At 46.3% G+C, this 25,103-nt stretch carries 25 protein-coding genes; 14 read left to right on the plus strand and 11 right to left on the minus strand.

The window, feature by feature from the left end:
• Positions 1-5: 5 nt before the first annotated feature.
• Complete coding sequence (locus QMA41_RS12830; RefSeq protein ID WP_281629852.1) at positions 6-917, minus strand: histidine ammonia-lyase; 912 nt, start codon at positions 915-917, stop codon at positions 6-8.
• 325 nt (positions 918-1,242) lie between these two features.
• On the opposite strand from QMA41_RS12830, the gene QMA41_RS12835 reads away from it, so the two are divergent.
• Together QMA41_RS12835 and QMA41_RS12840 are read left to right on the plus strand one after the other, a co-directional pair.
• Positions 1,243-1,935: a response regulator transcription factor gene (locus QMA41_RS12835; RefSeq protein ID WP_330997278.1), complete on the plus strand. Its 693-nt coding sequence runs from the start codon at positions 1,243-1,245 to the stop codon at positions 1,933-1,935.
• A gap of 6 nt (positions 1,936-1,941) precedes the next feature.
• Positions 1,942-3,261 carry an ATP-binding protein gene (locus QMA41_RS12840; protein WP_281629853.1) on the plus strand — a complete coding sequence of 440 codons (1,320 nt, stop codon included), beginning with the start codon at positions 1,942-1,944 and terminating at the stop codon, positions 3,259-3,261.
• Here the strand turns inward: QMA41_RS12840 and QMA41_RS12845 are convergent.
• On the minus strand, positions 3,258-3,920 hold the full coding sequence (locus QMA41_RS12845; RefSeq protein WP_281629854.1) for a pyridoxamine 5'-phosphate oxidase family protein: 663 nt from the start codon (positions 3,918-3,920) through the stop codon (positions 3,258-3,260). The two genes, QMA41_RS12840 and QMA41_RS12845, sit on opposite strands and share 4 nt — an antisense overlap.
• Before the next feature lie 96 nt (positions 3,921-4,016).
• On the opposite strand from QMA41_RS12845, the gene QMA41_RS12850 reads away from it, so the two are divergent.
• Entirely contained in the window at positions 4,017-5,438 is a 1,422-nt protein-coding gene (locus QMA41_RS12850) for a PLP-dependent aminotransferase family protein (RefSeq protein WP_281629855.1), read from the plus strand.
• Between the two features lie 37 nt (positions 5,439-5,475).
• Complete coding sequence (locus QMA41_RS12855; RefSeq protein WP_095664279.1) at positions 5,476-6,234, plus strand: class II glutamine amidotransferase; 759 nt, start codon at positions 5,476-5,478, stop codon at positions 6,232-6,234.
• Here QMA41_RS12855 and yjeH read toward each other — a convergent pair.
• The gene (gene yjeH / locus QMA41_RS12860) at positions 6,227-7,486 is read right to left on the minus strand and encodes an L-methionine/branched-chain amino acid transporter (RefSeq protein ID WP_281629856.1); all 1,260 of its coding nucleotides are present in this window, start codon (positions 7,484-7,486) and stop codon (positions 6,227-6,229) included. The two genes, QMA41_RS12855 and yjeH, sit on opposite strands and share 8 nt — an antisense overlap.
• A 197-nt stretch (positions 7,487-7,683) precedes the next feature.
• Between yjeH and QMA41_RS12865 the strand changes: the two genes are divergently transcribed.
• The 7 genes from QMA41_RS12865 to yddG all read left to right on the plus strand — a co-directional run bounded on the left by QMA41_RS12865 (position 7,684) and on the right by yddG (position 12,872).
• Positions 7,684-8,130 (plus strand): Lrp/AsnC family transcriptional regulator, encoded by a 447-nt coding sequence (locus QMA41_RS12865; RefSeq protein WP_172846703.1) that lies wholly within the window; start codon positions 7,684-7,686, stop codon positions 8,128-8,130.
• Positions 8,120-9,043 (plus strand): LysR family transcriptional regulator, encoded by a 924-nt coding sequence (locus QMA41_RS12870; protein WP_281629857.1) that lies wholly within the window; start codon positions 8,120-8,122, stop codon positions 9,041-9,043. The genes QMA41_RS12865 and QMA41_RS12870 overlap by 11 nt, the downstream gene beginning before the upstream one ends.
• An 88-nt stretch (positions 9,044-9,131) precedes the next feature.
• On the plus strand, positions 9,132-9,746 hold the full coding sequence (locus QMA41_RS12875; RefSeq protein ID WP_281629858.1) for a LysE family translocator: 615 nt from the start codon (positions 9,132-9,134) through the stop codon (positions 9,744-9,746).
• A gap of 72 nt (positions 9,747-9,818) precedes the next feature.
• Complete coding sequence (locus QMA41_RS12880; protein WP_043011078.1) at positions 9,819-10,796, plus strand: Gfo/Idh/MocA family oxidoreductase; 978 nt, start codon at positions 9,819-9,821, stop codon at positions 10,794-10,796.
• Positions 10,797-10,807: 11 nt separating this feature from the next.
• Complete coding sequence (locus QMA41_RS12885) at positions 10,808-11,206, plus strand: OsmC family protein (RefSeq protein ID WP_043010594.1); 399 nt, start codon at positions 10,808-10,810, stop codon at positions 11,204-11,206.
• Positions 11,207-11,352: 146 nt separating this feature from the next.
• On the plus strand, positions 11,353-11,913 hold the full coding sequence (locus tag QMA41_RS12890; protein WP_065742038.1) for a sugar O-acetyltransferase: 561 nt from the start codon (positions 11,353-11,355) through the stop codon (positions 11,911-11,913).
• A gap of 41 nt (positions 11,914-11,954) precedes the next feature.
• Positions 11,955-12,872, plus strand: coding sequence for an aromatic amino acid DMT transporter YddG (gene yddG / locus QMA41_RS12895; RefSeq protein WP_281629859.1), 918 nt, complete (start codon positions 11,955-11,957; stop codon positions 12,870-12,872).
• 3 nt (positions 12,873-12,875) lie between these two features.
• Here yddG and QMA41_RS12900 read toward each other — a convergent pair whose 3' ends face one another.
• The 7 genes from QMA41_RS12900 to QMA41_RS12930 all read right to left on the minus strand — a co-directional run bounded on the left by QMA41_RS12900 (position 12,876) and on the right by QMA41_RS12930 (position 20,460).
• On the minus strand, positions 12,876-13,367 hold the full coding sequence (locus QMA41_RS12900) for a L,D-transpeptidase family protein (protein ID WP_281629860.1): 492 nt from the start codon (positions 13,365-13,367) through the stop codon (positions 12,876-12,878).
• A 307-nt stretch (positions 13,368-13,674) separates the two neighbouring features.
• Positions 13,675-15,294, minus strand: coding sequence for a BatD family protein (locus QMA41_RS12905; protein WP_281629959.1), 1,620 nt, complete (start codon positions 15,292-15,294; stop codon positions 13,675-13,677).
• Positions 15,295-15,311: 17 nt separating this feature from the next.
• Complete coding sequence (locus QMA41_RS12910; protein ID WP_281629861.1) at positions 15,312-17,144, minus strand: VWA domain-containing protein; 1,833 nt, start codon at positions 17,142-17,144, stop codon at positions 15,312-15,314.
• The gene (locus QMA41_RS12915; protein WP_281629862.1) at positions 17,137-18,105 is read right to left on the minus strand and encodes a VWA domain-containing protein; all 969 of its coding nucleotides are present in this window, start codon (positions 18,103-18,105) and stop codon (positions 17,137-17,139) included. The genes QMA41_RS12910 and QMA41_RS12915 overlap by 8 nt, the downstream gene beginning before the upstream one ends.
• Positions 18,098-18,571, minus strand: coding sequence for a DUF4381 domain-containing protein (locus QMA41_RS12920; protein WP_281629863.1), 474 nt, complete (start codon positions 18,569-18,571; stop codon positions 18,098-18,100). The genes QMA41_RS12915 and QMA41_RS12920 overlap by 8 nt, the downstream gene beginning before the upstream one ends.
• Positions 18,568-19,494 carry a DUF58 domain-containing protein gene (locus QMA41_RS12925; protein ID WP_281629864.1) on the minus strand — a complete coding sequence of 309 codons (927 nt, stop codon included), beginning with the start codon at positions 19,492-19,494 and terminating at the stop codon, positions 18,568-18,570. Before QMA41_RS12925 ends, QMA41_RS12920 begins: the two co-directional genes overlap by 4 nt.
• 9 nt (positions 19,495-19,503) lie before the next feature.
• Positions 19,504-20,460, minus strand: coding sequence for a MoxR family ATPase (locus QMA41_RS12930; RefSeq protein WP_281629865.1), 957 nt, complete (start codon positions 20,458-20,460; stop codon positions 19,504-19,506).
• Positions 20,461-20,816: 356 nt separating this feature from the next.
• Here QMA41_RS12930 and QMA41_RS12935 point away from each other — a divergent pair, with 356 nt between their 5' ends.
• Together QMA41_RS12935 and QMA41_RS12940 are read left to right on the plus strand one after the other, a co-directional pair.
• Positions 20,817-22,733 (plus strand): methyl-accepting chemotaxis protein, encoded by a 1,917-nt coding sequence (locus QMA41_RS12935; protein WP_281629866.1) that lies wholly within the window; start codon positions 20,817-20,819, stop codon positions 22,731-22,733.
• Between the two features lie 79 nt (positions 22,734-22,812).
• Positions 22,813-23,013 carry a chromosome segregation ATPase gene (locus QMA41_RS12940; RefSeq protein WP_006960686.1) on the plus strand — a complete coding sequence of 67 codons (201 nt, stop codon included), beginning with the start codon at positions 22,813-22,815 and terminating at the stop codon, positions 23,011-23,013.
• Positions 23,014-23,112: 99 nt separating this feature from the next.
• Here the strand turns inward: QMA41_RS12940 and QMA41_RS12945 are convergent, their stop codons facing one another.
• Positions 23,113-24,054 carry a LysR family transcriptional regulator gene (locus QMA41_RS12945; protein WP_171339716.1) on the minus strand — a complete coding sequence of 314 codons (942 nt, stop codon included), beginning with the start codon at positions 24,052-24,054 and terminating at the stop codon, positions 23,113-23,115.
• 59 nt (positions 24,055-24,113) lie between these two features.
• Between QMA41_RS12945 and QMA41_RS12950 the strand changes: the two genes are divergently transcribed.
• The gene (locus tag QMA41_RS12950; RefSeq protein WP_281629867.1) at positions 24,114-25,100 is read left to right on the plus strand and encodes an aldo/keto reductase; all 987 of its coding nucleotides are present in this window, start codon (positions 24,114-24,116) and stop codon (positions 25,098-25,100) included.
• Positions 25,101-25,103: the final 3 nt, after the last annotated feature.

The raw sequence follows: 25,103 nt of genomic DNA on the forward strand, positions 1-25,103 counted from the left end.
TCTATTTACTTCTTATTGATGAAAAACCAGCTATTGAGGAAGTTGTTCAGTGGCGCAAACGCTCTATGCGTCCAGTTAAGAGGGTTATCTGTTGCGTTTGAATCTTGGCTAGCCACATCCCCGGTTGCTGTAAATGAAGGTTTCAGCTCACCGGGATAGGTGCCTAGGCTTGGGTCAACTTTGTATTCATACATCGAACCCAATAGAGCGCCTGGGTTGAGATCCTTGCTGACCGTGTGGATCGGGTCTTCGTCCCCTTTGTCATCTGGGGCAGGGCATGTATTGGCGGCGAGCTGACCGTTTCCGTAGTTACATGGGTCGTATTCAAGCTTAGTCGCGCCAGTTTGCAATGACAGAAGGCGCTGGAACTCTTGATAGGCACTGGCGACTTCGGCGCCTTGTGTGGTTAACGCGTCTTCATCGACATAGTAGTCGTAAAGCTGCAGCATCTTTTGGTAAGAGGTGTTTTTTAGTGTTTCGTCACCACCGCCGTTATTGGTGTAAACAAGCTCAATACCGTCAATACCAGAGGAGGTGTTGACCTGTTGAGCCAAATTAAGGACGAAGGTTTCATAATCAGCACTGCCCGTTGGCTCTTTTTCTATGACACCAATGACCAAGGTTTTTTGAGCGAATTGTTTTTGCACATCACTGTGTGCCCAGTTAGTCAGGTTGTTAATTTGGGTTTGTACCCGAGCACGCTGCGTTTCAGAGACATTTGGCCCAATGCTCAGTACATAAACGCCTTTATCGAACTGGCAAGCATTCGCGCCAGTCTGAACACTACAGTTGGTTGCTGAGCTGTAGACATTAACGGCATTGGTCGTTGTTGATGTTGGATTCGTATCATCACTGTTACAGCCAGATAGTAAAGCGACGGTGAACGTCGAGAGAAGAAGAGAGCGGCTAGGATTCATTTCATTATTTACTTATTGAATGATAACTTTGGTGAATAATAAAGAGAGTAACTAGATTGTCGAACAGGCCCACTGTGATTTGTAAGAGCATAAACACTCAGCTCAGAAAAATGTGCCTTCAGAACACAGCATGTCCACGATACGAAAACTAGAATGGGACTATTGACGGCATTTAATCGAGTGGATAAAGCGGATATTGTAATTGATTGTAAGTAGACTCTTACAAAATCCAGTGTGGCAGGGAGCGCAATCTCAATTTCCTCGCTTGAGCAAGTAATCGTCTAATATATAATTTGCGTCAATTTATAAATGGTTGCGAAAGTAGATTGTGAATTACAGAGTGCTTCTTGTTGAAGACGATAAGGAAATCGCAAGACTGACTCAAATGTATCTCGAGGCCGAAGGATATGGTGTTGAGGTGGTGTACTCAGGTGATAAAGCGGTAGATGCGGTGACGCGCTGCCAGCCTGACGTTGTGCTATTGGATCTCATGTTACCGGGGGAAGATGGTGCGACGGTTCTTAAAAAGCTACGAACCTTCTATCAGGGTGTTGTGATTGTACAGACAGCAGTTCAAGAGGAGCTGAGTGAAGTCAGTTTACTAAAATTGGGCGCCGATGATTATCTGACTAAACCAATTCGTGGTCATATCTTGGTTGCTCGTCTTGAAGCTCATTTACGTCGTTATGCGGCAGCGGGGCAGGAGCCATCGACGCACAACTACGAAGCTTATGGGTTTAAGTTGTGCCCTTTACGTAAAGTGGCTTTTTATCGCAGCAAAAACATTGACTTAACTCAGGCGGAGTTCGACATTCTTCTTTTGCTGGTTCAATCACCCGACAAAGCGGTATCAAGAGATCTCTGTTGCCAGTCATCCCGTGGGATAGAATACACCTTCAATGATCGCTCCATTGATATGCGTATTTCGGGCTTACGACGAAAACTAGCCCGAGCGGATGTGAACAACGCTCAGATTAAAACCATTCGCAATCAGGGCTATATGCTCACAGCGGCATAATCGGATATGGTTCGTTCCACTTTTACCAAAGCATACATTAGTCTGGCAACAGGGCTTGTAATCACTGTTGTTGCATTTCTCACTTTGGGTTCTGACTTTATGCGAAAAACTGAAGTCGAGATATTCCTCAATGATGGGCAGTTTTTCGTTAATCAATACATCGAACAACGTGGTCAGCCTAACTCCCTTTATAAAGAGTTGACCAACACGGGGAAGCAGCAGTTTTACATCTTTAATCTATCATTGGTTAACGTAAAACCTGAGACGCTGCCATGCTCAGATTGTCGCGAGCTGTACCGATTGAAGTCAATCCCCGTTTATCTAGTCGAAGATAACTTGTATGCGGCGGTGTTTCCGTTACCAAACTCGGCGAGAAGTCTCATGTTCAGTGAGAATCGAGATTTTTTCGAACCCCAATTTGAATGGTACGAAGACTCCGAAGTCATGTTTGTCATTGGTCTTGTAGCCTGGATATTTGTCAGCTTAGGCGTATTTGTTTATGTCCCTATTCGCCATCTACATAACCAAATTAATCAGCTTAACCGTGCGTCTCGTCGCTTTGGACGCGGTGAGTTTAGTGCACGTATTGACAGTGACAACTTCCGACTTCCCCTCAAAGAACTGGCGGAAAGCTTCAACTACATGGCAGATGACATTGAAGGCCATGTAAAGCAGAGTCAGATCTACACGCAGGCTATTCCTCATGAAGTCAGAACGCCGCTCAGTCGAATTCAGTTAGCCAGCGATATGGCTAGGCGCAATGCTGTTGAGGAGCAAGAACCGTTTTTTGATGATATTGACCGATATGTTGACGATATCTCCGCGCTGGCTGCCAGCGTGGTACAAATTTCCCGGGTAGGAGGTTTGACGGAAAGCGAATTGCTCGATACACAAAACCTTCTCCCTGAGCACTGGCTTAAACAGCGTACTAACAGGCAAGAGCATTACAACAAAAAAATCAGCTTTCATGCCTCTTTGACTGAGCCCATCCCAGCTTTGGATGTATTGGAAACTTTAGCTAATTTAGTGATTGATAATCTGCTTCAAAACGCATTCCGTTATGCGGATGCTGCGGTCGCGATCACTTTAGTCGGTTTTGACAACACATTAGTGATTGATATCGAAGATGACGGAGCTGGTATCCCTAAAGATAAATATGATGAGATCTTTCTGGCATTCTCCAGACTGGATGAAAGCCGCCATAGCGACGGCTTTGGGTTAGGGCTGACCATTGCTTCAGAAGCTGCCAAACGACTCAACTGGCGTATTTCTTTAGGCGAGAGTGAGCTAGGCGGGGCTCGTTTTACGGTTTTGATTGAGTGTTAGTTCACTGGGTTGTACCAACGCTCACCATAAGCACTGCTGTAATCGGGTTCTTCCAAATGTGTGGAAGCTTCTACTGGCTCAAGTGGACCAACTATCGTCCGATAGGGTAAGACTCCAGCCCACACGGAAAGATCCAAATCGGATTCATCATCGTTGACTCCAAAACGACTGATTTTGACCGACGCTTCTCTTAACGGCATCTTAAGCACCATTGTCGCGGCGAGTTCTCTGTCACTACTTAATCTGACCTGCTCCGTTCTTCCGGGGGCAATTTGCTCAATAAAATGATTGAGCAGACGATCTTTTTCCTGCTTCTCTTCAACTACTTCAAATTGGCCAAACACGACTGCTGAGCGATAGTGCGCGCTGTGGTGAAAAGCCGATCTCGCTAGAACCCAGCCATCGAATAGTGTGAATGTCAGGCAGGTCTGGTGGCCTTGTTTTAATGAGCGCAGCAATCGGCTGTTGTTCGCACCATGTATATACACATGTTCATCAACACGCCATGCCAACATAGGAATCACAATAGGGCCATTAGCGTCATTAATCGAGATATGGGCGATTAATGATTCATCAATTATTTGTTTAAGATGTTTGTCCTCGAACACGGCTTTGTGTGCGCCTTTTTTTATTTGGGTCCTTTCTGTGTTTGATAGCATTGCGTTTCTCCATTGGCTTGTAATTTATGGTTCCAATCTAATGTTTAACTGGTATGTTATTGAGAGCCAGTTTTGACAAAGTTATAGGTCCAGTTAATGGCGTTGATTGATATTGGAGATCTGACTCTCTCAGGTGGGGCGAGCACCTTACAACAGCAGTTATTTCATGCGATTCGAGCCAAAATAGTGAAAAGCTTGTGGCCATTGCAGGGTAAGTTGCCTTCGACGCGCAAGCTCGCCAGTGAGCTCAATGTGAGTCGTAATACAGTGACGGCCGCTTATGAGCAGCTGTTGGCGGAAGGCTACGTAGAAAGCAAGCAAGGCTCGGGGTTCTACGTTGCGGTTGAGTTACCGGATAAATATGTGCCAGCGACTGTGATTCAGGGTACGTCTTCGGTCGAGTCCAACTGCTTTGATATCAATTCGTCATTTGCACCTGGCGTTCCAGATCTTTCACAGTTTCCACTTGGTAAATGGCAGCGATTGCTGCAAAGGCATGTTCTACGCCCAGTGTTACTGGGAAATCAAAATATTCAGGGCAGTGAAGCGCTTAGAGCGGCGCTGTCTGATTACTTGTCTTCCAGCCGCTCCGTTCACTGCTCGGCACAGAGAATCATTGTGACTTCTGGTGCTCAACAGGCTTTGACCATTGCGATGGCGGCGACTCTGGCACAAGGTGAAAAAGTTCTAATGGAGCAGCCAGGGTATGCCCAAATGACCAAGGTGCTTGAACTCAACCAATATCAGCTGGAACCTTTGACGGTGCATCAAGAAACAGGCTTTGAGTTGAGTGATGTCCTGAAAAGTATGGCACGAGCGCTATACATCACCCCGAGTAACCAATATCCAATGGGAACGACCATCAACACTGAAAATCGCCTGAAGTTGATTGAATGGGCGGCGAGTAATCAAGGGTGGATTATCGAAGATGATTATGACAGTGAGTTTCAGTTTGCACACCGGCCTTATACCAGCTTACAGGGATTAGCGGGCCAAATGGGGCTAGATGAGCACGTGGTATATATCGGCTCACTGAGTAAAGTGATGTTTAACGGCTTAAGGTTAGGTTATATGGTGGTGCCGGATAATTTAATTCAGCGCTGTCTTGAAATCAAAGATGCCATGAGCGGTGATTCCCCGTCACATACTCAGGAAGCGTTAGCGGACTTTATTGCTGAAGGCCATTTACTGCGTCATATACGAAAAATGCGCCGACTGTACAAACAAAAGCATGAAGTTGTCAGTCAAGCAATAGAGCAAGCATTCGGTGGACAGGTTACGATCATCAGCCAAGCGGCGGGTTTGCATGTTACGCTCAAATGGAACGGTGGAATAGATGAGCAAGAGTGGGTGGCAAGGGCTGCGAAGCAAGGGATAGTGCTTCGGCCACTAAGCTATTATGAACATAACAATGAGAGTCATCGAGAGTGGCAAGCGGTCGTACTCGGTTTTGGTAATACGCCATTGCAAGAGATCGAACCCGGGATACAAGCACTTGCCCGATTATTTGAATCGTGATTGTATTGAACAAAATGTCATCAATTGAGGGAAGAATATGTGCCGTTGGTTAGCCTATCAGGGAGAGTCAATTTATTTAGACGAATTGGTGTATGAACCTGAGCACTCTCTGGTGCATCAAAGCCTCGATGCAAGAAAAGCCGTAACAAGGGTCAACGCCGACGGCTTTGGATTGGGCTGGTATACTGAGCGAGACACTCCAGGGCAGTTCCACGAAGTCTTACCAGCCTGGGGAGATGAAAACCTACGCTCTCTGGCACATCACATTCGTTCTCATCGGTTTATGGCGCATGTTCGCTCATCTACGGGTACACAGGTCTCTCGCTCTAATTGTCATCCGTTTATCATCGACAACTGGATGTTTCTGCATAATGGTCAGATTGGTGAATTCGAGCGCGTTAAATATGAGCTGCAAAGCCAGTTACCTGAATCATTGTTCCTTAAACGCATGGGTACGACCGACAGCGAACTGATTTTTCTTTTGATGCTACACAATGGCCTGTGTGAACAGCCTGTCGAAGCGATTCGTAAAACCATTATTGATATTAGCCAAATGTTGAAATCGAAAGGCATTGAAGAGCCATTAAAAGCGTCTATTTGCATTTCAGATGGAGAGCAGTTTTGGGCAGTCCGTTATAGCTCTGATGATGACGCGCCAACCGTATTCATAAGACAAGAGGGCGCGAACATTGCTTTGGCATCAGAGCCGCTGGAGAAAAGCTCAGGCTGGAAGGCGGTGCTTCCTCAAAGCATTCTGGAAATTAAAGGTGACGCCGTCACCTCCTATGCTATTTAGCCTGACTTTGATCCAGTGTTTGTCGCTTTCCCCATGCTAGGGACAATAAAACAAAGACAGCAACGGCGTATAGCATTGACCAACCTAAGCAGATAAACACGCCTGTGCAGATAAGTAGTGACACGCCTGCAAGCCATTTGCTGATACCGGTAAGTAGCTTGTAGGCAGATAACATCGCTAATAAATACACCAGAACGAAAATACCGTTCGCCAGCTTAAGGAAGAACTCTAAGTCTAGCCCTGAAATTTCGCCCACTAGGCACGACAATACCAACACTACACCAACGGCTAATGTGGCGTTTGCAGGGACGCCTCGAATTGAGACTCTAGCTAGCGCACTTTGAGGCTTATACTCGCGCGCCTGCGCCCAAACCATCCTTGATAAGCTTTGTGTATATAGATTCACGCTGGCAAAGCAGGCTGCAAAACCGAGAGCGCTGATAAGCAACTTAAATTGTTCACCGAATAGCATCTCTGACAGCCAAGGGATAGAAGCACTGTCAAATTCGCTACTCCCATAAGCCCCGTATTTGAGTATGACGACAGAGCATGCCCAATAGGCTGCACCCGCCACAAAACAACCGATGATGATCGCAATTGGGAAATCCCGTTGTGGATTCTTAAACTCTTCCCCCATGTGGGCGAATGCTTCAATTCCGACAAAGCACCAAAACATAACGGCCAATGCAGCCCCAATGCTCCAAGTTGATTCGGAGGAGAGCGCTGGCATTGTCAGATCTTGCGCGCCAATATCACCTTTCCACCAGAATGCAGCGACCAGAGCGAAGATACTGAGCGCAATAAGCGTCTGAAGGCGTCCCGATGATTTTGTGCCCGCCAGATTAACAGCGATTAAGAGAAACACTGTTAGCAGTTGAGCGAAAATAGAGGAGTTCAGCGCTTCAGGCAGTAATTGCTGTAAAAAGCCAGCGGCTAGCGCCACTGCGGCAGGGACACCGACTGGAATGACACTGACAAACAACCAAGCAACGCTTTTTTCAAGGCGTTTATCAAATGCCTGGCGAACGAAGTGCGCAGTGCCACCTGCATTCGGATAGCGCTTTCCCAGTTGAGCAAAGGTCAGCGCAATCGGACATATCGCAATAAATAGAATTAGCCATGCCCAAAGTGAGAGTGAACCTGCAATACCAGCGGCAATGGCTGGCACCATGAAAAGGCCAGTTCCCAGCAAGGTCGTTGAGAGTTGCCCAACGCCTGAGAGTAACGTGATTTCTTGTTTTAGCTGACTCATGGTTTCCTTTCCTGATATTTTTTTTGATAGCTTACTCAAACATATGAAAAAACACAGCAAGCAATTTGTCGTAGTTATATGTCACTTTGGCGGAAGTCAGGTGAGTGAATAGACAATTTGTACTCTTTCGCCCAACAGGTTTTTGTGTCACATTACCTGAAATCAACAGGATAAGTTGAGGTATGACAGGAAGTAATATGGATAAGTTCGACAATCAAATTCTCGATATTTTAAGACGCCACGCCAGAGCTTCGGTCAGTGATATTGCTCGACAGGTCAATTTGTCACGCTCAGCTGTGACGGCAAGAATTCAGAAGCTGGAACAGGAAAAAGTCATTCTTGGTTACCATGCGAATATCGCCCAAGACGAACCGGACCTTATACAGGCGTACATGGCATTGAAGTTCGACATGTCAGCCTCCTCTCATTATTGTGAGTCCTATGCTGAGACAATATATAAGATAGATGGTGTGAAATGGTGTCATGCGATAACTGGTGAAACCGACATGATGTTGTTTGTCGAAGTGCCTACCATGGCAAGGCTCAATGAGATTCGTGATGAACTACAGACAATCCCTGAACTGCGCCATCTGATGACTCACACCGTACTCACGGAGTTCTTTAATACACGTCATGTCTCTTAATCATATCAACCTCAACTTGTTACGTTCGTTGCAGGTGTTGCTCGAAGAGTGCCACGTGAGCAGAGCTGCAGATAGACTCAACATTACTCAATCAGCCGTGAGTCGCCAGCTCGCTCAGCTTCGAGACTTATGTGGTGACCCTTTATTGGTGCGCGAAGGCAATGCCTTGGTGCTGACACCAAGAGCATTGGCCATGCAGGAAAAGCTCAATCTTTTGTTAGGAGAGTTTGAACAACTACTGCACGACAAACCTTTTGATCCGCAAACATGGAAGCAAGAGTTTGTCCTCTCTTCCAGTGACTATGTCGCTCAATACATAGTGCCCGATGTGGTTGCCGTTATGGTGGAGCAATCGCCGAACGTCAATCTTGCCTATCGCTTATGGCAGCCAGAATATCTTCAACAATTTGGTGAAACCGGTATTCACTTGGCATCGACCATGCAGCCAGAAAAGCCAGCTAATGTGACCAGTGTGAAAATTGGTGAGGACAAATCAGTCTGTCTGATGCGTAAATCTCACCCGTTGTCGGCCAAGCAGACACTGACAGAAGAAGAGCTGGTAAGTTACCCACATTTGAAGGTGACTGGGGGAGGAGATAAGGATTCAAGTACAGATATTGTTCTCAAATCTCTTGGGTATGAAAGGCGAATTGCATTAAAAGTCCCGTTCTTTTCCGCTGCGGTCAATGCGTTGGTTTCCAGTGATTATCTGATGGTGGTACCTGAGCACATCGCTTTGAACTTGTCGGCGAATCATAACCTTGAATATCGTCCTCTGCCATTTGAGACAGAAGCACATCAGTATTGGCTGATGTGGCACCCCAAATACGATCAGGACAAAGCACATCAATGGATGCGTGAGATGGTTCTGCACGCGATGCGCACGTCAAGTTATTCTGTAGGTATGATTTGAAATCATAGCCGATATAATAAACTTTGATTTCAAATCATTAATTCGCTGCGATAGTTTAACGACATGGATTCAGCCTCAGGAAAAAACAATGACACTCACAATCTGGCTATCACTTTTTACGGTTTGTATTTTAGGGGCGATGTCGCCCGGCCCGAGTCTCGCTATGGTCGCAAAACATAGCCTAGCAGGGGGGCGAAAAAATGGCTTGGCAGCAGCATGGGCACATGCATTTGGTATTGGTATTTACGCCTTCATTACCCTGATCGGCCTTGCCGTTGTCCTGCAACAGTCATCGCTGCTTTTCAAAGCGATCAGCTACTCTGGCGCGGCGTATCTCGCATACCTTGGTTACAATGCGTTGCGCTCAAAAGGTGGTGTGGCAGCGAAGCTGGAGTCGGGCGAGCACACATCGGCTTGGCAGTCCGCAAAAGAAGGGTTTCTTATCTCCATTCTCAGCCCTAAGATTGCGCTGTTCTTTATCGCGCTGTTCAGCCAGTTTGTTGCGGTAGGGGACAGTCTAACGGCTAAAGCGCTAATTGTTCTCACCCCGCTAGTGGTCGACGGTCTGTGGTATACCCTGATTACTTTTTTGCTATCGAGCCCACGCCTTTTAGACAAAATTCGTTCAAAAGCACAACTGATTGATCGCCTGTCAGGCGCTGTGCTGATATTTTTAGCGGTACGAGTTGTGATGACAGTGTAAGATAGCCAACACGAACAAAAATAAATAACAAAGGAGCCATCGGCTCCTTTTGTCATGATTGGAGACGGAATGATGATTAGACTTGCTGTTATCGGGACGAACTGGATCACCGATCAGTTCATTGAAGCTGCGTTGAAGACAGAGCAATATCTTTTGGCTGGCGTTTATTCTCGCTCTATCGAGAAAGCGAAAGAGTTTGCTGAGAAATACGCATCACCAACTCTTTTTGATGATTTTGATAAGCTGGCGACTTCTAAGTCGATTGACGTGGTTTACATTGCCAGCCCCAACTCACTACACGCTCCACAAGCATTGAAATTACTTGAAGCAGGTAAGCATGTTATCTGCGAAAAGCCACTGGCTGCGAATGATAAGTTAGCACAACAAATGTATCAGACTGCGTTAGCGAATGATGTGGTTCTTTTTGAGGCGTTCATGTCGCCCCACACACCAAACTTCAAACTACTGAAAGAACAAAGTAAGAACATCGGTAAGATTCGCAAAGCACTGATCACTTATTGCCAGTACTCGTCACGCTACCCTAAGTACTTAGCTGGTGAAAACCCAAATACCTTTAATCCTGCCTTTGCAAATGGTTCGATTATGGACATCGGCTACTACTGTGTTGGCTCAGCTGTTGAATTGTTTGGCGAACCTCACAGCATAAAAGCACAGGCTCAGATGCTAGATAGTGGTGTCGATGGCAGCGGAAGCGTTATTTTAGGTTACGACGGCTTTGAAGTGGTGCTGCAACATTCTAAGACCAGTGACTCTTATTTGCCGAGTGAAATTCAAGGTGAGGAAGGGGCGTTGCTTATGGAGATGATTTCAACAGGCAAAAAACTGACAAAGATTGCCAGAGGTGGTGTTGGTGTCGATTTGAGTGTTAAACAAGATCCGAATCCAATGTATTACGAAGCACTGGCTTTTGCTAAGCAATTTGAAACGAAAAAAATTGACGAAGAGTGTATGAAGCGCTCGCTGATTGTGGCTAAATTGCTGACAGAGATTCGCAAGCAAACGGGTGTAACATTCCCGACAGACGTATAAGAGAGAAAGATATGCAAGCCGAAGTTAAATGGATCGAAGATTTTAAATTTCTAGGTCACTCTCAATCTGGTCATTCAGTCGTAATGGATGGCAATGGCGGTGCAACAGCACCCAGCCCAATGGAGATGGTTCTGATGGCGGCAGGCGGATGTAGCTCAGTTGACGTTGTTGATGGCCTTAAAGAAGCCTTGCAGAAGGTGACTAGCTGCACTGCGAAACTGACGACCGAGCGCCGTGAAACAGCTCCTCGTATTTTCACCAAAGTAAATATCCACTTTGAAGTGTCGGGAGACAATCTGGATACAGATGTTGTCGCAAAAGTAACAGCAGACTCTCTGGAAAAGTACTGTTCAGTGTGTCTGATGCTAGGTGCTGGCGTAGAAATGACCCATAGCTGGGAAATTGTGTAACCTGTTCTATTTAGATGGAAAGCCGGGTTTACAGCCCGGCTTTTTTGTAAATTAAGGAAATATTCACCGGTTAGGTTTTCTCTTTTTCCAATCTTGTATTCGCGCTATTTTACCTTTCCCATTCAAGCAGTTAATTGGAAAACGTTATGACAGAGTTTGAAAAAATGGTCGCAGGTCAGTTGTTTAACGGGGCTGATGGCAGCGTTAATCGCATTCGCGAGCAAGCAACACGCCTTTTGCAGGAGCTAAATCACAATACCAGTGATATTCAGCGTGTTGACACCTGTCGCCAGCTGCTGAAACGTTTTGGCGAAGCGAGCATGATTCGCTCTCCTTTTCTTTGTGAGTTTGGAAAAACGATATCGATTGGCGATAACACCTTCATCAATATGAATGTGACCATGTTGGATGGGGCTGAGATTACGATTGGCAACCACGTACTTATCGGCCCAAACACTCAGTTCTACACAGCGGGTCATTCTTTGGACTATCGAAGCCGAAGAGGTTGGGAAACCACCTGTTTGCCTATTACTGTGGAAGATGATGTTTGGATCGGTGGCAACGTGGTAATTAATCAAGGTGTGACTATTGGTGCGCGCAGTGTCATCGCCGCTAATTCAGTGGTAACACGAGACGTACCACCCGACAGCTTGTATGGTGGAACTCCGGCAAAATTGATAAGACATTTGACAGAGAATGACAGTTAACGCTAGGTTAAGCTCCTTTGCTGTTAATCTGAGAGAATAGAGTGAGCCAACATAAATTTACTTTGTGCGGTGTGTTAGCCATCCTGCTTTGGAGCAGTGTGATGGGGTTAGCGCGAACGGTCACTGAGTTTTTAGGGCCGATTGGTGGCGCTGCTTCAATCTATACTGTCGCTTCTCTGTTTTTGGTGATGGTAATGGGCCTGCCAAAAATCAGAAGATATTCTCTGACCTATGTATTGATTGGTGGTGGGCTGTTTGTCGCCTATGAAATATGTTTGGCACTTGCACTGGCTATGGCGAACTCTCGCCAACAAGCCGTAGAAATGCTGGTGATTAACTACCTATGGCCCGCTCTGACCGTTTTACTGGCTGTGACGTTCAGCCCGAAGAAAACCAATATTCTCGTTTACCCCGCAATCGCACTGGCGTTTTTTGGTGTGGCTTGGAGTATCACTGGCGATCAAGGGCTTTCGTTCACCCAAATTGCAACCAATGTGGCGACTAACCCTGTAACCTACGCTATGGCATTTGTGGGCGCGTTTCTGTGGGCAATCTACTGTAATCTGACTAAGCGTATTTCCAAAGGGCAAAATCCGATTACGCTGTTCTTTATCATGACGGCCGTGACCTTATGGATTAAATACGCGATCAGTAATGAAACAGGGATGAGCGTTAACCTTGAATCCGGTGGTTTGTTGCTGATTACAGGTATTGCAATGGGCAGTGGCTACGCGCTTTGGAACTACGCAATTATCGGCGGTAACATGGTGCTTTTGGCGACGCTATCTTACTTTACACCTGTTCTTTCGACCGTTATTTCGTCTGTGATTCTTGGTTTGGTTCTTACGGATACCTTCTTGCAAGGCGTCGCTCTAGTGACAATCGGTTCACTGCTGTGCTGGTGGGTCACAAGAGAGAAGAAAGCGGGATCGGCTGAACCAGAGGTATGTAAGGATTAAGTATTACCAGCGGATCTCAATGGGTGTTCCTGTTTTCACGAGAGTGAGCAATTCATCCATTTCTTCGTTGGTAATGGCTATGCAGCCATTGGTCCAGTCAAAACTTTGTACGAATTTGGCTGGCCGCTTTTCCCCGTTTCTTAATCCATGAATCTTAATGTTACCACCGGGATCGACGTGAAGTTTTGCGGCATAAGCAATGTCTCTTGGGTTAGGGTAGCTGATGTGGATTGAGCGATAGAACTCTGATTTATCAATCACGAAGTCAAGGTAGTAGCGACCCTCAGGCGTTCGATGATCCCCTTCCTGAGTTTTATGCCCTTTAGGGTGTTTACCTAGCGCGATGCGAAACTCTTTCACCACTTGACCATTGTCAATCAGATACATGCGACGTTTGGACTTGTCGACTTTAACTAAGTCGACCATTGCGGATGAAGCGCAGGTAAAAAGTAGCGCCCCCAATGTCACTATCGTCCTTAATGCAGTGCCATTCATTGTCTTACTATTCTTCCAAAAAACAGAAAGGTAGCCGTGAAGCTACCTTTCGAGTTTACGTGATGTCATCAGGGAGAAATCGAGAAAATATCACGCTCAGCAAATCCCAAGTCTTTAAACGCTTCTATCGCTTCATTCCGACTATGCGCATCAACTTCAAACGAAGTCATTTGAGACCCATCAAAATATAGGATCACATAATGAGTACTGGGATCTGGCTTTTCTATTGCCGACATCATTCCTCCAGCTATTCATTGATACAATGAACTTGGACCTGAACAATGCCTCTACCAGTGCCTTCGCGGTATTAAAGCTTCGCTAATGTTTCCTCAGGCTTCCCTTTTGCTCGAGGCATTTTGTCCACCTTTTTAATTAGTTTAAGCAGTTTTGAAGCATTCCAGCCAGTTTCTTGCTGAGAAAAACGTGATTTTTGCATTTCATCCAATTCATTTTGGATATCGGCAAGAAGCGCCTTATCGCTAATCTGGGCTTCCTGAAGCCATTCAGATGCGCAGTGTTGTGCTTTAAAGTGATCTTGTTCTTCAAGCGCTGAAACTAAGCGGCCACTTGCATCGAGTGGTGCGATTGGCTTCTGCTGGTTCTGCACGCTAGTGTTTCGTTTTCTGAACAATAAAGCGGTTGTGATAACCCAAAGCAAGGCAAACAGCGCAGTGAGATAAGGCCAAAAGCCAGGATCGCTTACGGTGACTGTTTTTACTTCAGCTGGTGCTGAGTACTGAGACGCAGGCACTTGAATATTTAGGCTCTCTCCCGGGCTGACAGCTAACGCTATACCATCTAGATGAGCGGTTTTCTGCTGTTTGTTCTGGCTATCCCACCAATTGAGATTGATCTCTGAAAGTTGAACATCACCAGTTTGCTGAGGAATAAGCACCTGCTTCAATGTCATGCGCGTGAAACCATTCTCTAGCTGCGTGAACTGAGGCTTTTCTTCGTACACACGAATGCCTTGAGGATAGCTGATCTTCAGATTCGGGAAACGGTCAGAAGAGAGCCCTTCAATGTCCAAGGTGACTTCTCGTGTAATCGAATCACCCACTTTAGCTTGATGTGTGGTTGATGAAGGAATAGGTTCCCCATTCGCCGCAACCCATGTTTGGGTTAGCTTAAGCTCCGATGTTGGCAGCCATACGCCACTGTAGCCAGCGGGTTTATCTTCAACTTTGATAGCAAAGGTTTTTGCTGGCGTATCAACTGAGATAAGTTTGGTGGTCCCTGTTCGGTCATTGCCATAAACAACAGAACCTTTGAATGCGGCACCTTGTAGTGTGTATTCGCCGGGCTGGTTTGCTGTCACGCGATAGGCTTGGTCGAGTACAGTGACTTCCACACCGCCGAGAACACTTTGATACTGCTTTGGCTCACCGATTTGAGCTAAGGTCAATCCGTCGACTTGAGGAGGGATGACATTAGGGCTTTGCAGGCGTCTTGGATCTGCTTTAATGATTAGGCGAGTACGTAATGAGGCACTTTCATTTGGGTAAAGTGTCGTCTTATCCAGTGAACTGCGTAGCTCAACTAAGTCGGATACTTTAGGCTCATCGGTGTCCATAGTAACCTGAATAGCAATCGGCTTTGAGCTCGCCCCGCTGACTGTAAAAGCGGGAATATTGGCAACGCCAAGTGTTTGAGCGGCCAGTGTTAGATTCCACTCACTGCGTGTACTGCGATCACCATTGACTATGTTGATCGAAGAGCCAAAACTAGGTCGTCCAACATAAAAATCTTTTTCCAGTGCGCTGAAATCAATATCATCGGAAGAGACTTTTTCGTCGACTACAACGCGAAGTTGGAACACTTCGTTCTTGACGACTTTATTCTTGCTGACGGTCGCCCAGACATTTGCCGCCATAGCGGCAGGGCTGACAAAAGATAAAGCCAGCACCACTAAGCTAATCAGTTTCATTATTTGTCGATTCATAGTTACCACTTCTTACCTGTATTCTGCGGTGGTTGTTTTTGCTGAGCTTGCAACATCATTTGAGCTCTGAGTAAACGGCTAGGGTCGCGCGCGCTTTCGACCTGTTCCAGTTTTCGAAGTTCAGGGTCAATTTGCTCTAAATTTTGCTCCTGCTCAGCTGCGCTTTGCGGTTGAGTCGCGCTTTTATCTTGCGGAGCTGGCTCTTGTTCCGACTTTGAAGCACCTTGCTGTTGCTTGTCTTGGTCTTGTTGCTGCTGAGAAGTTTCGGAACTTGATGCCTGTTGCTTTTGCTGTTCGCCTGTCTCTTCTTGGGTTTGCTGAGGTTTTTGAGATTGCTGCTGCTCAGATCGCTTGTCAGACGATTTCTCATTTGAAGATGAATCTTGCCCAGATTGAGAGGAATTCTCTTGCTCTGAAGAGGAGTCATTGCCAGACTTTTGTTGCTGTTGCTGTTGCTGTTGCTGTTGCTGTTGCTGTTGCTGTTGCTGTTGCTGTTGCTGTTGCTGTTGCTGTTGTCTGACAATCTCCAGGTTTTTCTTTGCATCTTCGTTGCTCGGATCTTGTTTGAGCACGTCCTCATAAAGGCTAATGGCTTGGTCAAACTCTCGGTTTTGAGCGTAGGCATTAGCGAGGTTGTATTTTCCGTTTAGCGTTTGTGAATCTTTAAGTGCATTGATGGCGGCAGGGAAGTTACCCGCCTGATACTGCGCTATACCTTGCCACTCTTTGTTTTCGAACAGATCCGCCGCTTCTTGATACTGCTCGGCATCGTAGAGCTGTTTGGCTTGTTGATTACTGTTAAGCCAAGCTGAAGCCATCGCTGGCTTAGGCGACAGTAGTGGGTAAGCCAAGATGATCATCGAAAACAAAAAGCCACGACGAAACATAAGAAGCGTCGGGATGATCAGCAAAGGTAACAACCAGATACCGCTGTTGACCCGATCACTGATTTGTTGTGACTGGTTTAGTTTACCCGTACTTTCAATGCTACTTGTGTGATTGGCTATGGCGTCTATGTCGCTGTTATTGAGCTGAATAGGTGTAAAGAAACCACCAAGGGATTTGGACACGCTATTCATGTTACTGAAGTTGGATTTCGCCACCACGGTTTGTCCAGCATCGGTTTTGAGCAGAGTGCCATCACTGAGTCGTATCGGGGCTCCTGAACGGGTACCTACACCCAGAATGGACAGTCGCCAGTGTGTGCCTTCAAGAAGATCTTGAATTCCTTGGGTTTCCGCATTATCCAAATCATCACTGAAGAGTATGATGTCACCACGAGACAAGCCGGCGTTTTTCATCATATCAATAGCTAAACGAACGGCTTTTACTGCGTCGGCACCGGGGTAGGGCATCAATTCGGGGCTGAGGTTGGGGATCAGGTTTTGAATGGTACGCGTATCTGAGGTCATCGGACTAACGGTGTACGCATCGCCAGCGTAAGCGATGAGACCAGTGGTACCTTCACTCCATTTTTTGAGTAGGTCACTGGCCTTGTATTTAGTCTGAGTCAGCCGGTTAGGTTTGATGTCAGTGGCATACATAGACATCGACATGTCCATGATTAGCACACGAGCACTGTCGTTGCTGAAGCTAGGTCTTTCAGAGTTGGTAAAGCTTGGCCCAGAGAGAGCAATTGTGGCGAGTAAACCGCAGATGGCGATTGCACTGGTGACAGCATTGCGTGCCGATTTGTGTTGTATACCCATTGCTTCGGCAAGATGGGGGGCAATTAACGTCTGGTTACGGCTACGTTTTGAGAGCCAGAAAACTAAACCACATAGTGGAAGAAGTACCAGCAGCCACTCTGGATAGAGGAAGCTAAAATCAGACATGGTTCCTCCTAATGATAATAAGTGCGAAGAAGCCCGCCAGTGCGATTGCAAGTGGAAACCCGAACCACTCTTGTTGTGGCCGCCAGGTTTGTGTGGCTTGGCTAACAGGTTCTAGGTTATTGATGGTGTCATAGATAGTCGCCAGTTCTTTGCTGTCACGGGCACGGAAATATTGCCCACCTGTCAGCTTGGCGATTTCCATCAGAGATTTTTCGTCTAGGTCTTGAGCTGTGTTGACTTTACGTGTCATGAAAAACTCTTTGACCATCATCTCTCCGGCGCCGACGCCAACAGTGTATATCGTGGCATTGTACTTCTTGGCAATTTTGGCCGCTTCGATTGGGTCAAGTACGCCCGCAGTGTTACTGCCATCGCTGAGTAGTATCATCACACGCTGCGGTGCATCGCTATCGACGAACGTTTTGGTCGCCAGCCCTATGCCTTCACCAATCGCGGTTTTGGTCCCAATAAGGCGTAATACGGTTTGATTGAGCTGCTCGGCAACGGTATGTCTATCAAGCGTTAATGGTGTTTGCAGATAAGCGTGATCGGCAAACAGCACTAGGCCCAATCGGTCTCCCTGACGTTTGGAAATGAAATCAGATAAGACCTGTTTGACTGCGCTTAAACGGTCGATGTAGTCACCGTTGAATTGCATGTCTTCTTTACTCATCGAGTAAGACAGATCAACTACCAGTATCATGTCTCTATGCTTCGGTTGTGTCGTGACAGGGTCGCCATACCAGACAGGTCTTGCAACCGCGGTAATCAGGCAGACCCAAACCAGACCCGCCAGAACTTTAGCCAACAAGTTCCTCGGCGCACTGCCTGCCGCTGAGTTGGGCAGGTAGGGCATATAAACGGGAGATGACTGTTTAACTGGCGGCAGTAAAAAATAAATCAGTATGGGGAGTGGTAGCAGCAGAAATGCCCACCACCATACGAATTCGATGTTAGCCAACTTTGGCTCTCCTTCTTTTTGGCGGAAGCGCCTCATCGACCCACTGGGAGCAATGGGTAATCAGTTCGGACGCGTTTCCTACGGGCTCTTTCGAATACAAAGCCTCTTGCCAGAGTTCATAGTTCTCGAGGAACACAGGTGATTTCATCTGAGTATCAAGAAAGGCATACCACTCTTTGCCTGTTAACTGCGCTACTTCTTCTCTTGGGTAGTAACACAGCGCGGCCTGACGTAATAATTCAATGGCTTCAGCAGGTTTGTCACCTGCCTGAATAAGCTTCAGCGCGGTTTTCTTTGGTGCCATACGCTTTTTATTCCAGCGATAGGTCAGCCAAATTATCAATGTGCCAAAGACAATCGCTCCTGCGGTCGCCCACCATCCCCATGCCAGTGGAAACCACGAGGGCACCTCCGGTAAATGCATTGGATTAAGTGGTAGTAGTGAATCCTTGTTATTGGTGCTCATTGATTACGTCCAGATAATTGTTGTAGTAATGATTCTTGGGTAGAGAGACGGGTAAAACTCAAGCCATGGTTAATAGATAAGTCTTTCAGATCTTGCTGCTTTTGCTCAAAAACAGACTTAATCTGATCGCGTGCTTTTCGTGAAGAAAAGTCCATCCACAACGTTTGACGTTTGTCGGAAACTTGCTCGACGCCACGATAACTGGTAATGCCCGCTTCCAAAGGATCGGAAATATGAACCAATCGTACGCGGTTGTGGGCACGTAGCTGAGTGAGTAATGGCTGGTTTGATTCTGAGAAACGCAGGAAGTCACTGATGATGACCACTTCACTCCCCTTAGGACATAGGCGGTTCAGTGCCTGTAAGCCATGGCCCATATCTGAGGAGTGGGGCGTAGTCGATTGATTCAGTTTGTCCTGATGAAGCTTCACCAGATGCTGAATTAACGCGAGCGGCCCTTGATTACGACTGGTCGGCTTTAGCTCAGTCAGTTGGTCGCCAGTATCAATCATTGCGCCTATACGATCTCGCTGAGCAACAGACAACCACGCAATCAGGCTTGCCATATGAGATGCCAAGACCGATTTGAACATCAGCTGAGAACCAAACATCATGCTGGCACTGAAATCCACATACACAATGATGGGCTTCTCTCGTTCTTCTGTGAAAAGCTTGGTATGAGGTTTACCGGTTCGAGCGGTTACGCGCCAATCAATGCTCCGCACATCGTCACCAGGTTGATACTGGCGGACTTCGGCAAAGTCCATACCACGGCCTAGTTGCTTACTCTGATGTTGCCCCAGCATTTGAGACCACAAACTCTTTGCAGGAGGTAACCACTTTATCGCTTGCTGCTTGTAGTAAAGCAGTTCGTCAAGACACAAGTTTACGCCATCAGAGTATGGGGATAATTGTTTATCCATCTGTAACCCTTATGCGCTGCCCACCAGAGACAGAAGGCGGTTAACCACCTGATTGGCACTAATGCCTTCGGCTTGAGCCTGATAGCTGAGCAGAATACGGTGTCTGAGAACAGGAAAAGCCATTGCCTGCACATCCTCTGGTGATACATAGTCACGACCAGAGAGCCAAGCGTGAGCACGAGCGCAGCGATCTAACGCGATGGTTGCGCGAGGGCTGACTCCCATTTCTATCCAGTTACTCAGTGTATCGTCATATTGCGTTGGTTGGCGTGTCGCCATAACAAGACGAATAATATAGTTCTCAACCCCTTCCGCCATGTGGATGTTCAACACTTCTTGACGCGCAGAGAAAATATCTTGTTGAGAGAGGACAGGCGGAGCGACTTTTTCCTCGCCTTTTGCTTCACCGCGATTCAGGCGCAGTATTTCCAGTTCACTCTCTGAATTCGGATAATCCACATTGAGATGCAGTAAAAAGCGATCCAATTGCGCTTCGGGAAGCGGGTAAGTGCCTTCTTGCTCAATTGGGTTTTGCGTCGCCATTACCAGAAACAGCTCTGGCAGTGGGTATGTTTGACGACCAGCGGTGATTTGTTTTTCTGCCATGGCTTCGAGCATGGCAGCTTGAACTTTCGCTGGTGCGCGGTTGATTTCGTCAGCCAAAATCAGTGAGTTAAAGATTGGCCCTGCTTGGAATGTAAATTCGCCCGTTTCCGGACGGAAAATATCAGTGCCGGTTAAATCGGCAGGAAGTAGATCTGGAGTAAATTGGATCCGGTGAAAGTCGCCTTCAATGCAGTCAGCCAATGACTTAACAGCGCGTGTTTTCGCTAATCCCGGAGGGCCTTCAACCAGAATGTGGCCATCGGCTAATAGAGCGACTAAAAGTTGTTTAACAAGTTCAGTCTGACCAATAACTTGGCCTTCCAAGTATTGTTGTAGGGTATGAAATGACTGAGAATTCATCGATGTCTATCTCCTCGCTTTTTCACTTAGTGGATTTTGAAGTGAAAAAGTTCATCCATTGACTAATGTTGCGTATTGGATGGTTAATAACTATCCAACTTAGTAGTGCAACATAAGTTCTATTATTTCAGTTGCTTACAATATGGGGATTTTAACGCTTCATGCAAGTGTTCAATATCGAAAAATTGGTTTGCAAATTAGTGCGAAATTGATGACTTATTCAGTAAAGGAATGTATTTTTTGTCCGATATAAAAAAAGTGCGTCACAATTTAATTTGGCTTGCTCTCCTCCTAAGCTAAAAATTAACTGTGATTTCAACTTTCAAACAATCATAAAGCGCTATAAGGCAACTCGAATGATGAAACTAAACGCGATCAGTATTAAGCAAAAGGTTGTTGCGGGTATTACTTTTGCTGTTCTTGCTTCAACAATTATTGTCGGAGTGATGGCACAGCGTCAGGCACGTGAGGTCCTCGAACATAGATTAGTAGATATCGAACTACCATCTATGCTGGACCAGATTAAAGGACAAATCGATTACGATGTGACTCAGCTACTGCGCGCCGCCGAGCAGATAGCAAACAATGAATTTATCAAACAAGCGGTCAGTACGACCAACATCGACCCTCAAGTGGAAGCGATGCTGGTTAAAGAGCTCAATAACGTTCGCAATCAATACAATTTGAATGATGCCTCTGTTGCGAACCGTGAAACAGCCTACTACTGGAACCAGAATGGCTTCTTACGTCAGTTGAACCAACAGCAAGACGGATGGTTCTTTGGTTTCACGCAGTCTGGGCAACCTACCATGGTGAGCATGTTTCAGGAATCGACTGGTGAAGTGAAAATGTTCGCTAACTTCCAGTTTGTAAACGGATTCAGCATGTCCGGCTTGTCTAAATCAATGGACGACATGGTTAGATTGCTCAACGGCTTCCAAATCGAAGACACGGGTTTTGTATTCCTGACGGATGCACAAGGACAGGTACAAATTCATCGCCAGAAGGACAAAGCCAGCTCGACCTTATCTCAATTGTATGGAAGCGAAGCTTCTATGCTTATGAATAAATCTGGCTTCAACCTGATTGAAGCGAGCTACGAAGGCGAGCAAGTTTTCGTTTCGAGCCTATATATTCCTTCAATGGACTGGTTTGTTATCGGTGTAGCACCGGTAAATGAAGTGTTCGCTGACCTTAACTATGTTGCCAAACAGATGACTGTTACTACGATAGTGGTTGCTGCTCTGTTCATCTTCATGGGTTTATTCTTAGCGAACAGCATTACACGCCCAATCAAGTCTATTGCAGCGCGCTTTACCGATCTTGGTCGTGGGGACGGTGACCTTTCACAGCGTATTGAAGTTCAGAGCAGCGATGAAATTGGTCAGTTATCTGAAGGGTTTAACGGCTTTATCGAGAAAATACATGAGTCGATGAAAGAAGTCGCATCAACCAGCGGTGCGCTACAAACCGCCTCTGAAAGTGTTTCCCATAAAGCCAACACGACTCACGATAACAGCCAGATTCAGCGCGACCAAACCATTCAGGTAGTTACGGCGATTAATGAAATGGGCGCAACGATTAGTGAGATTGCATCGAATGCGGCAACCGCTGCAGAAACCGCGAATCAAGCGTCAGATAATACTCAGGTCGGTCAGAATGTTGTTAACAAGGCCAAAGACGCGATCAGTCGTTTGGCTATGGACATCGAGAATACTGGTCAAGTGGTTGAGCAACTGGCATCGACAACACAAGAAATCGGCTCGATTCTTGACGTAATCCGTGATATCTCCGAGCAAACCAACTTGCTGGCATTGAACGCAGCAATCGAAGCTGCGCGAGCGGGTGAGCAAGGGCGTGGTTTCGCTGTGGTTGCGGATGAAGTGCGAAATCTAGCAAGCCGAACCGCAGATTCGACAGAAGAGATCCAGAAGATGATCAACCAACTTCAAAGCGACGCCAAAGATGCGGTAACCGCAATGGAAGCAGGCAAATCTGTCACGCATGAAGGTGTGTCGTCATCGGATGAAGCAGTAGAAGTGCTGGTGAATATTTCTGAGCGAATCCATGATATTTCTGATCGCAACACTCAGGTGGCAACGGCCACGGAAGAGCAATCAACGGTTGTGCATACGATCAACCAAAACATTGAAGAGATTAACGCCATCAATGAAGTGACAACCAGTACAGCAGAGGAGTTGGCAGCCGCTAGTTCTGATCTGAAAGAGTTGTCAGAACGTCTTGATCGTATGGTGGGTAGCTTTAAGCTATAAAACCATTCGTAAGCTAGAATAACTGGGGCTAAGTGGGTAAACTTAGCCCCAGTTTTTATATTATTAGGTAAGTAATATCATGAGTGATTTTGAAAAAGAGCTAGAGCAAATGTCTCAGGAAATGAGTGATGAACCTGAGGTAGCGCTTCCATCACTTGAAGAGCAAAAAGCTATCGCGGCAGAGCTGAAAAAGCTTGAAGAAGCAGGTGAGCTAACGCCAGAAATCCTAGAACAGTACTTCGGCAAGTTTTACTCGAAAACCGATAAGCCAGTGCACTAGAAACTAAGTATTCAATAAAAGCCGCATTAAGCGGCTTTTTTGTATTCGATGGACTTGCTAGTTACAACAGGTACTTGTTAGCTTTTCGGTATCCTATTTTCACTTTCCAAACTCCAATAATTCCTGATTTTCATAAATTAGCTCGCTCAAGAAATCAGCGACCACTCTTATCCGTCTTGAGTGTGCTAAATCTGAGTGAATCGCGAGCCAGATAGGTTGATTACAGCCCACCTCATTTTCAATGCAGATGAGACCTTGTTGTTTAGCGATGAAGTGAGGAAGAATTGAGAGCCCAAGGCCAGCATGAACGGCACTGAACTGCGCGGACAAACTGGACGTAGTAAGCTTGCAAGTTCTGCCACGTAGTGTTTTTTGAATCCATTGTGCAGCAGGAAGGTGTTGCTGAGTTTCCGTCCAGCCAATGAAGTCATCATTAATATAGGGATTTGTCTGCTTTGAACGAGGTCTTCTATTTAAATAACTTTCAGATCCGTAAAGCCCAAAACCTAAATCTCCTAAACGACGGATAGTTACATTTCCTCTTTCTGGCCTAACCATACGTATAGCCATATCAGCATCTCTTCGATGCAAGTTGACGGTTGAAACACTGGTTTCCACTTCTACATTAAGCCCATCATGCTTGCTGAGTAGATTTGGTAAGGCCGGAATGATCAAATGATCAGCCAGTCCTTGTGCGGTTGCTAATCGAACGTGGCCTGAAACCCCATCATCCGTACCTTGTGCCGCAGAGCCAAACGCATATCCGGCTTGTTCCAGAGCTTCTGCTTGAGGAATTAGTGACAGCCCTTCATCGGTAAGTTTGTACCCTAGTTGGTCACGCACGAACAACCGCAGTTCAAGCGCATTTTCTAAGCGTTCGAGCCGACGAGTCGCTGTCGCGATACCTATTTTTAGTGTTTTGGATGCGCCACTTAGTGTTCCTGCTCTCGCTATGGCCAAGAAGACTCGTGCATCATCCCAGTTGAGTCTACTGTGTTTGTTATTTCCGAATTCGGAAAACTGATTGTGTTTTTTGGCCATATGAACCTCCTTTTGAGGAGAGCATACTGTGAACAACACAACAAACCAAGGAAATTTAGATGATGGAAAAACGTATCTTGGGAAATGGCTTAGAAGTATCTGCGATCGGCCTAGGTTGCATGGGAATGAGTGAATTCTATGGGCCCAGAAATGATCAAGAATCAATAGAGGTATTGAATAAAGCTGTTGATCTAGGGTGTACGCTTTTGGACACAGCAGATACTTATGGTGACCATCATAACGAGGAACTGATTGGTCGATTCTTAAGGACTCGTCGCAGTAACGTAAAAGTGGCAACCAAGTGTGGCATTGTACGTGAGCCGGGAGAATACAAACGACGTATTGATAACAGCCCGGATTACATAAGAAAGGCCTGTGAAGGCTCACTGCGTCGGCTCGGCGTTGAGTGTATTGATCTCTATTACATTCACCGCTTAGATCCTAATGCATCTATTGAAACTACAATGGAGACGCTTAGTGATCTAGTTTCTGCTGGGAAAATCGCACATATTGGGCTCTCTGAAGTGAGCCCAAACACGCTGAGGCGAGCACATGCCATACATCCAGTAACGGCGGTTCAGACGGAATATTCACTTTGGACTCGAGATGTGGAAGCTGAAGTTTTGCCCACTTGTCGTGAACTCGGTATTGGATTCGTGCCATATTCGCCGTTAGGGCGCGGATTTCTGACTGGGACTATTCAGTCAGAAAAGGACTTTGCTCAGAGCGATGCTCGCAAAGCACTTCCACGCTTCACGTCTGAAAACTTAAAGGCTAACCAACCGCTATCCGACGCGGTAAAACAGTTGGCAGTTGAGAAAGAATGTTCTTCGGCCCAAATAGCTTTAGCTTGGTTGCTTGCCCAAGGTAAAGACATAGTACCGATTCCGGGTACAAAGCGACTTAAATACTTGGAAGATAACCTTGGAGCGGTAAATATTGAGCTGACGACTCAGGACCATAAAATGCTGGAACGAGCCATCAACAATTTTAAACCTGTGGGTGATCGTTATACCTCTGAAGGTATGAAAGGAGTTAATGTATAACGC

The sequence above is a fragment of the Vibrio sp. St2 genome (assembly GCF_947311885.1).
GTDB classification, from domain to species: domain Bacteria; phylum Pseudomonadota; class Gammaproteobacteria; order Enterobacterales; family Vibrionaceae; genus Vibrio; species Vibrio coralliilyticus.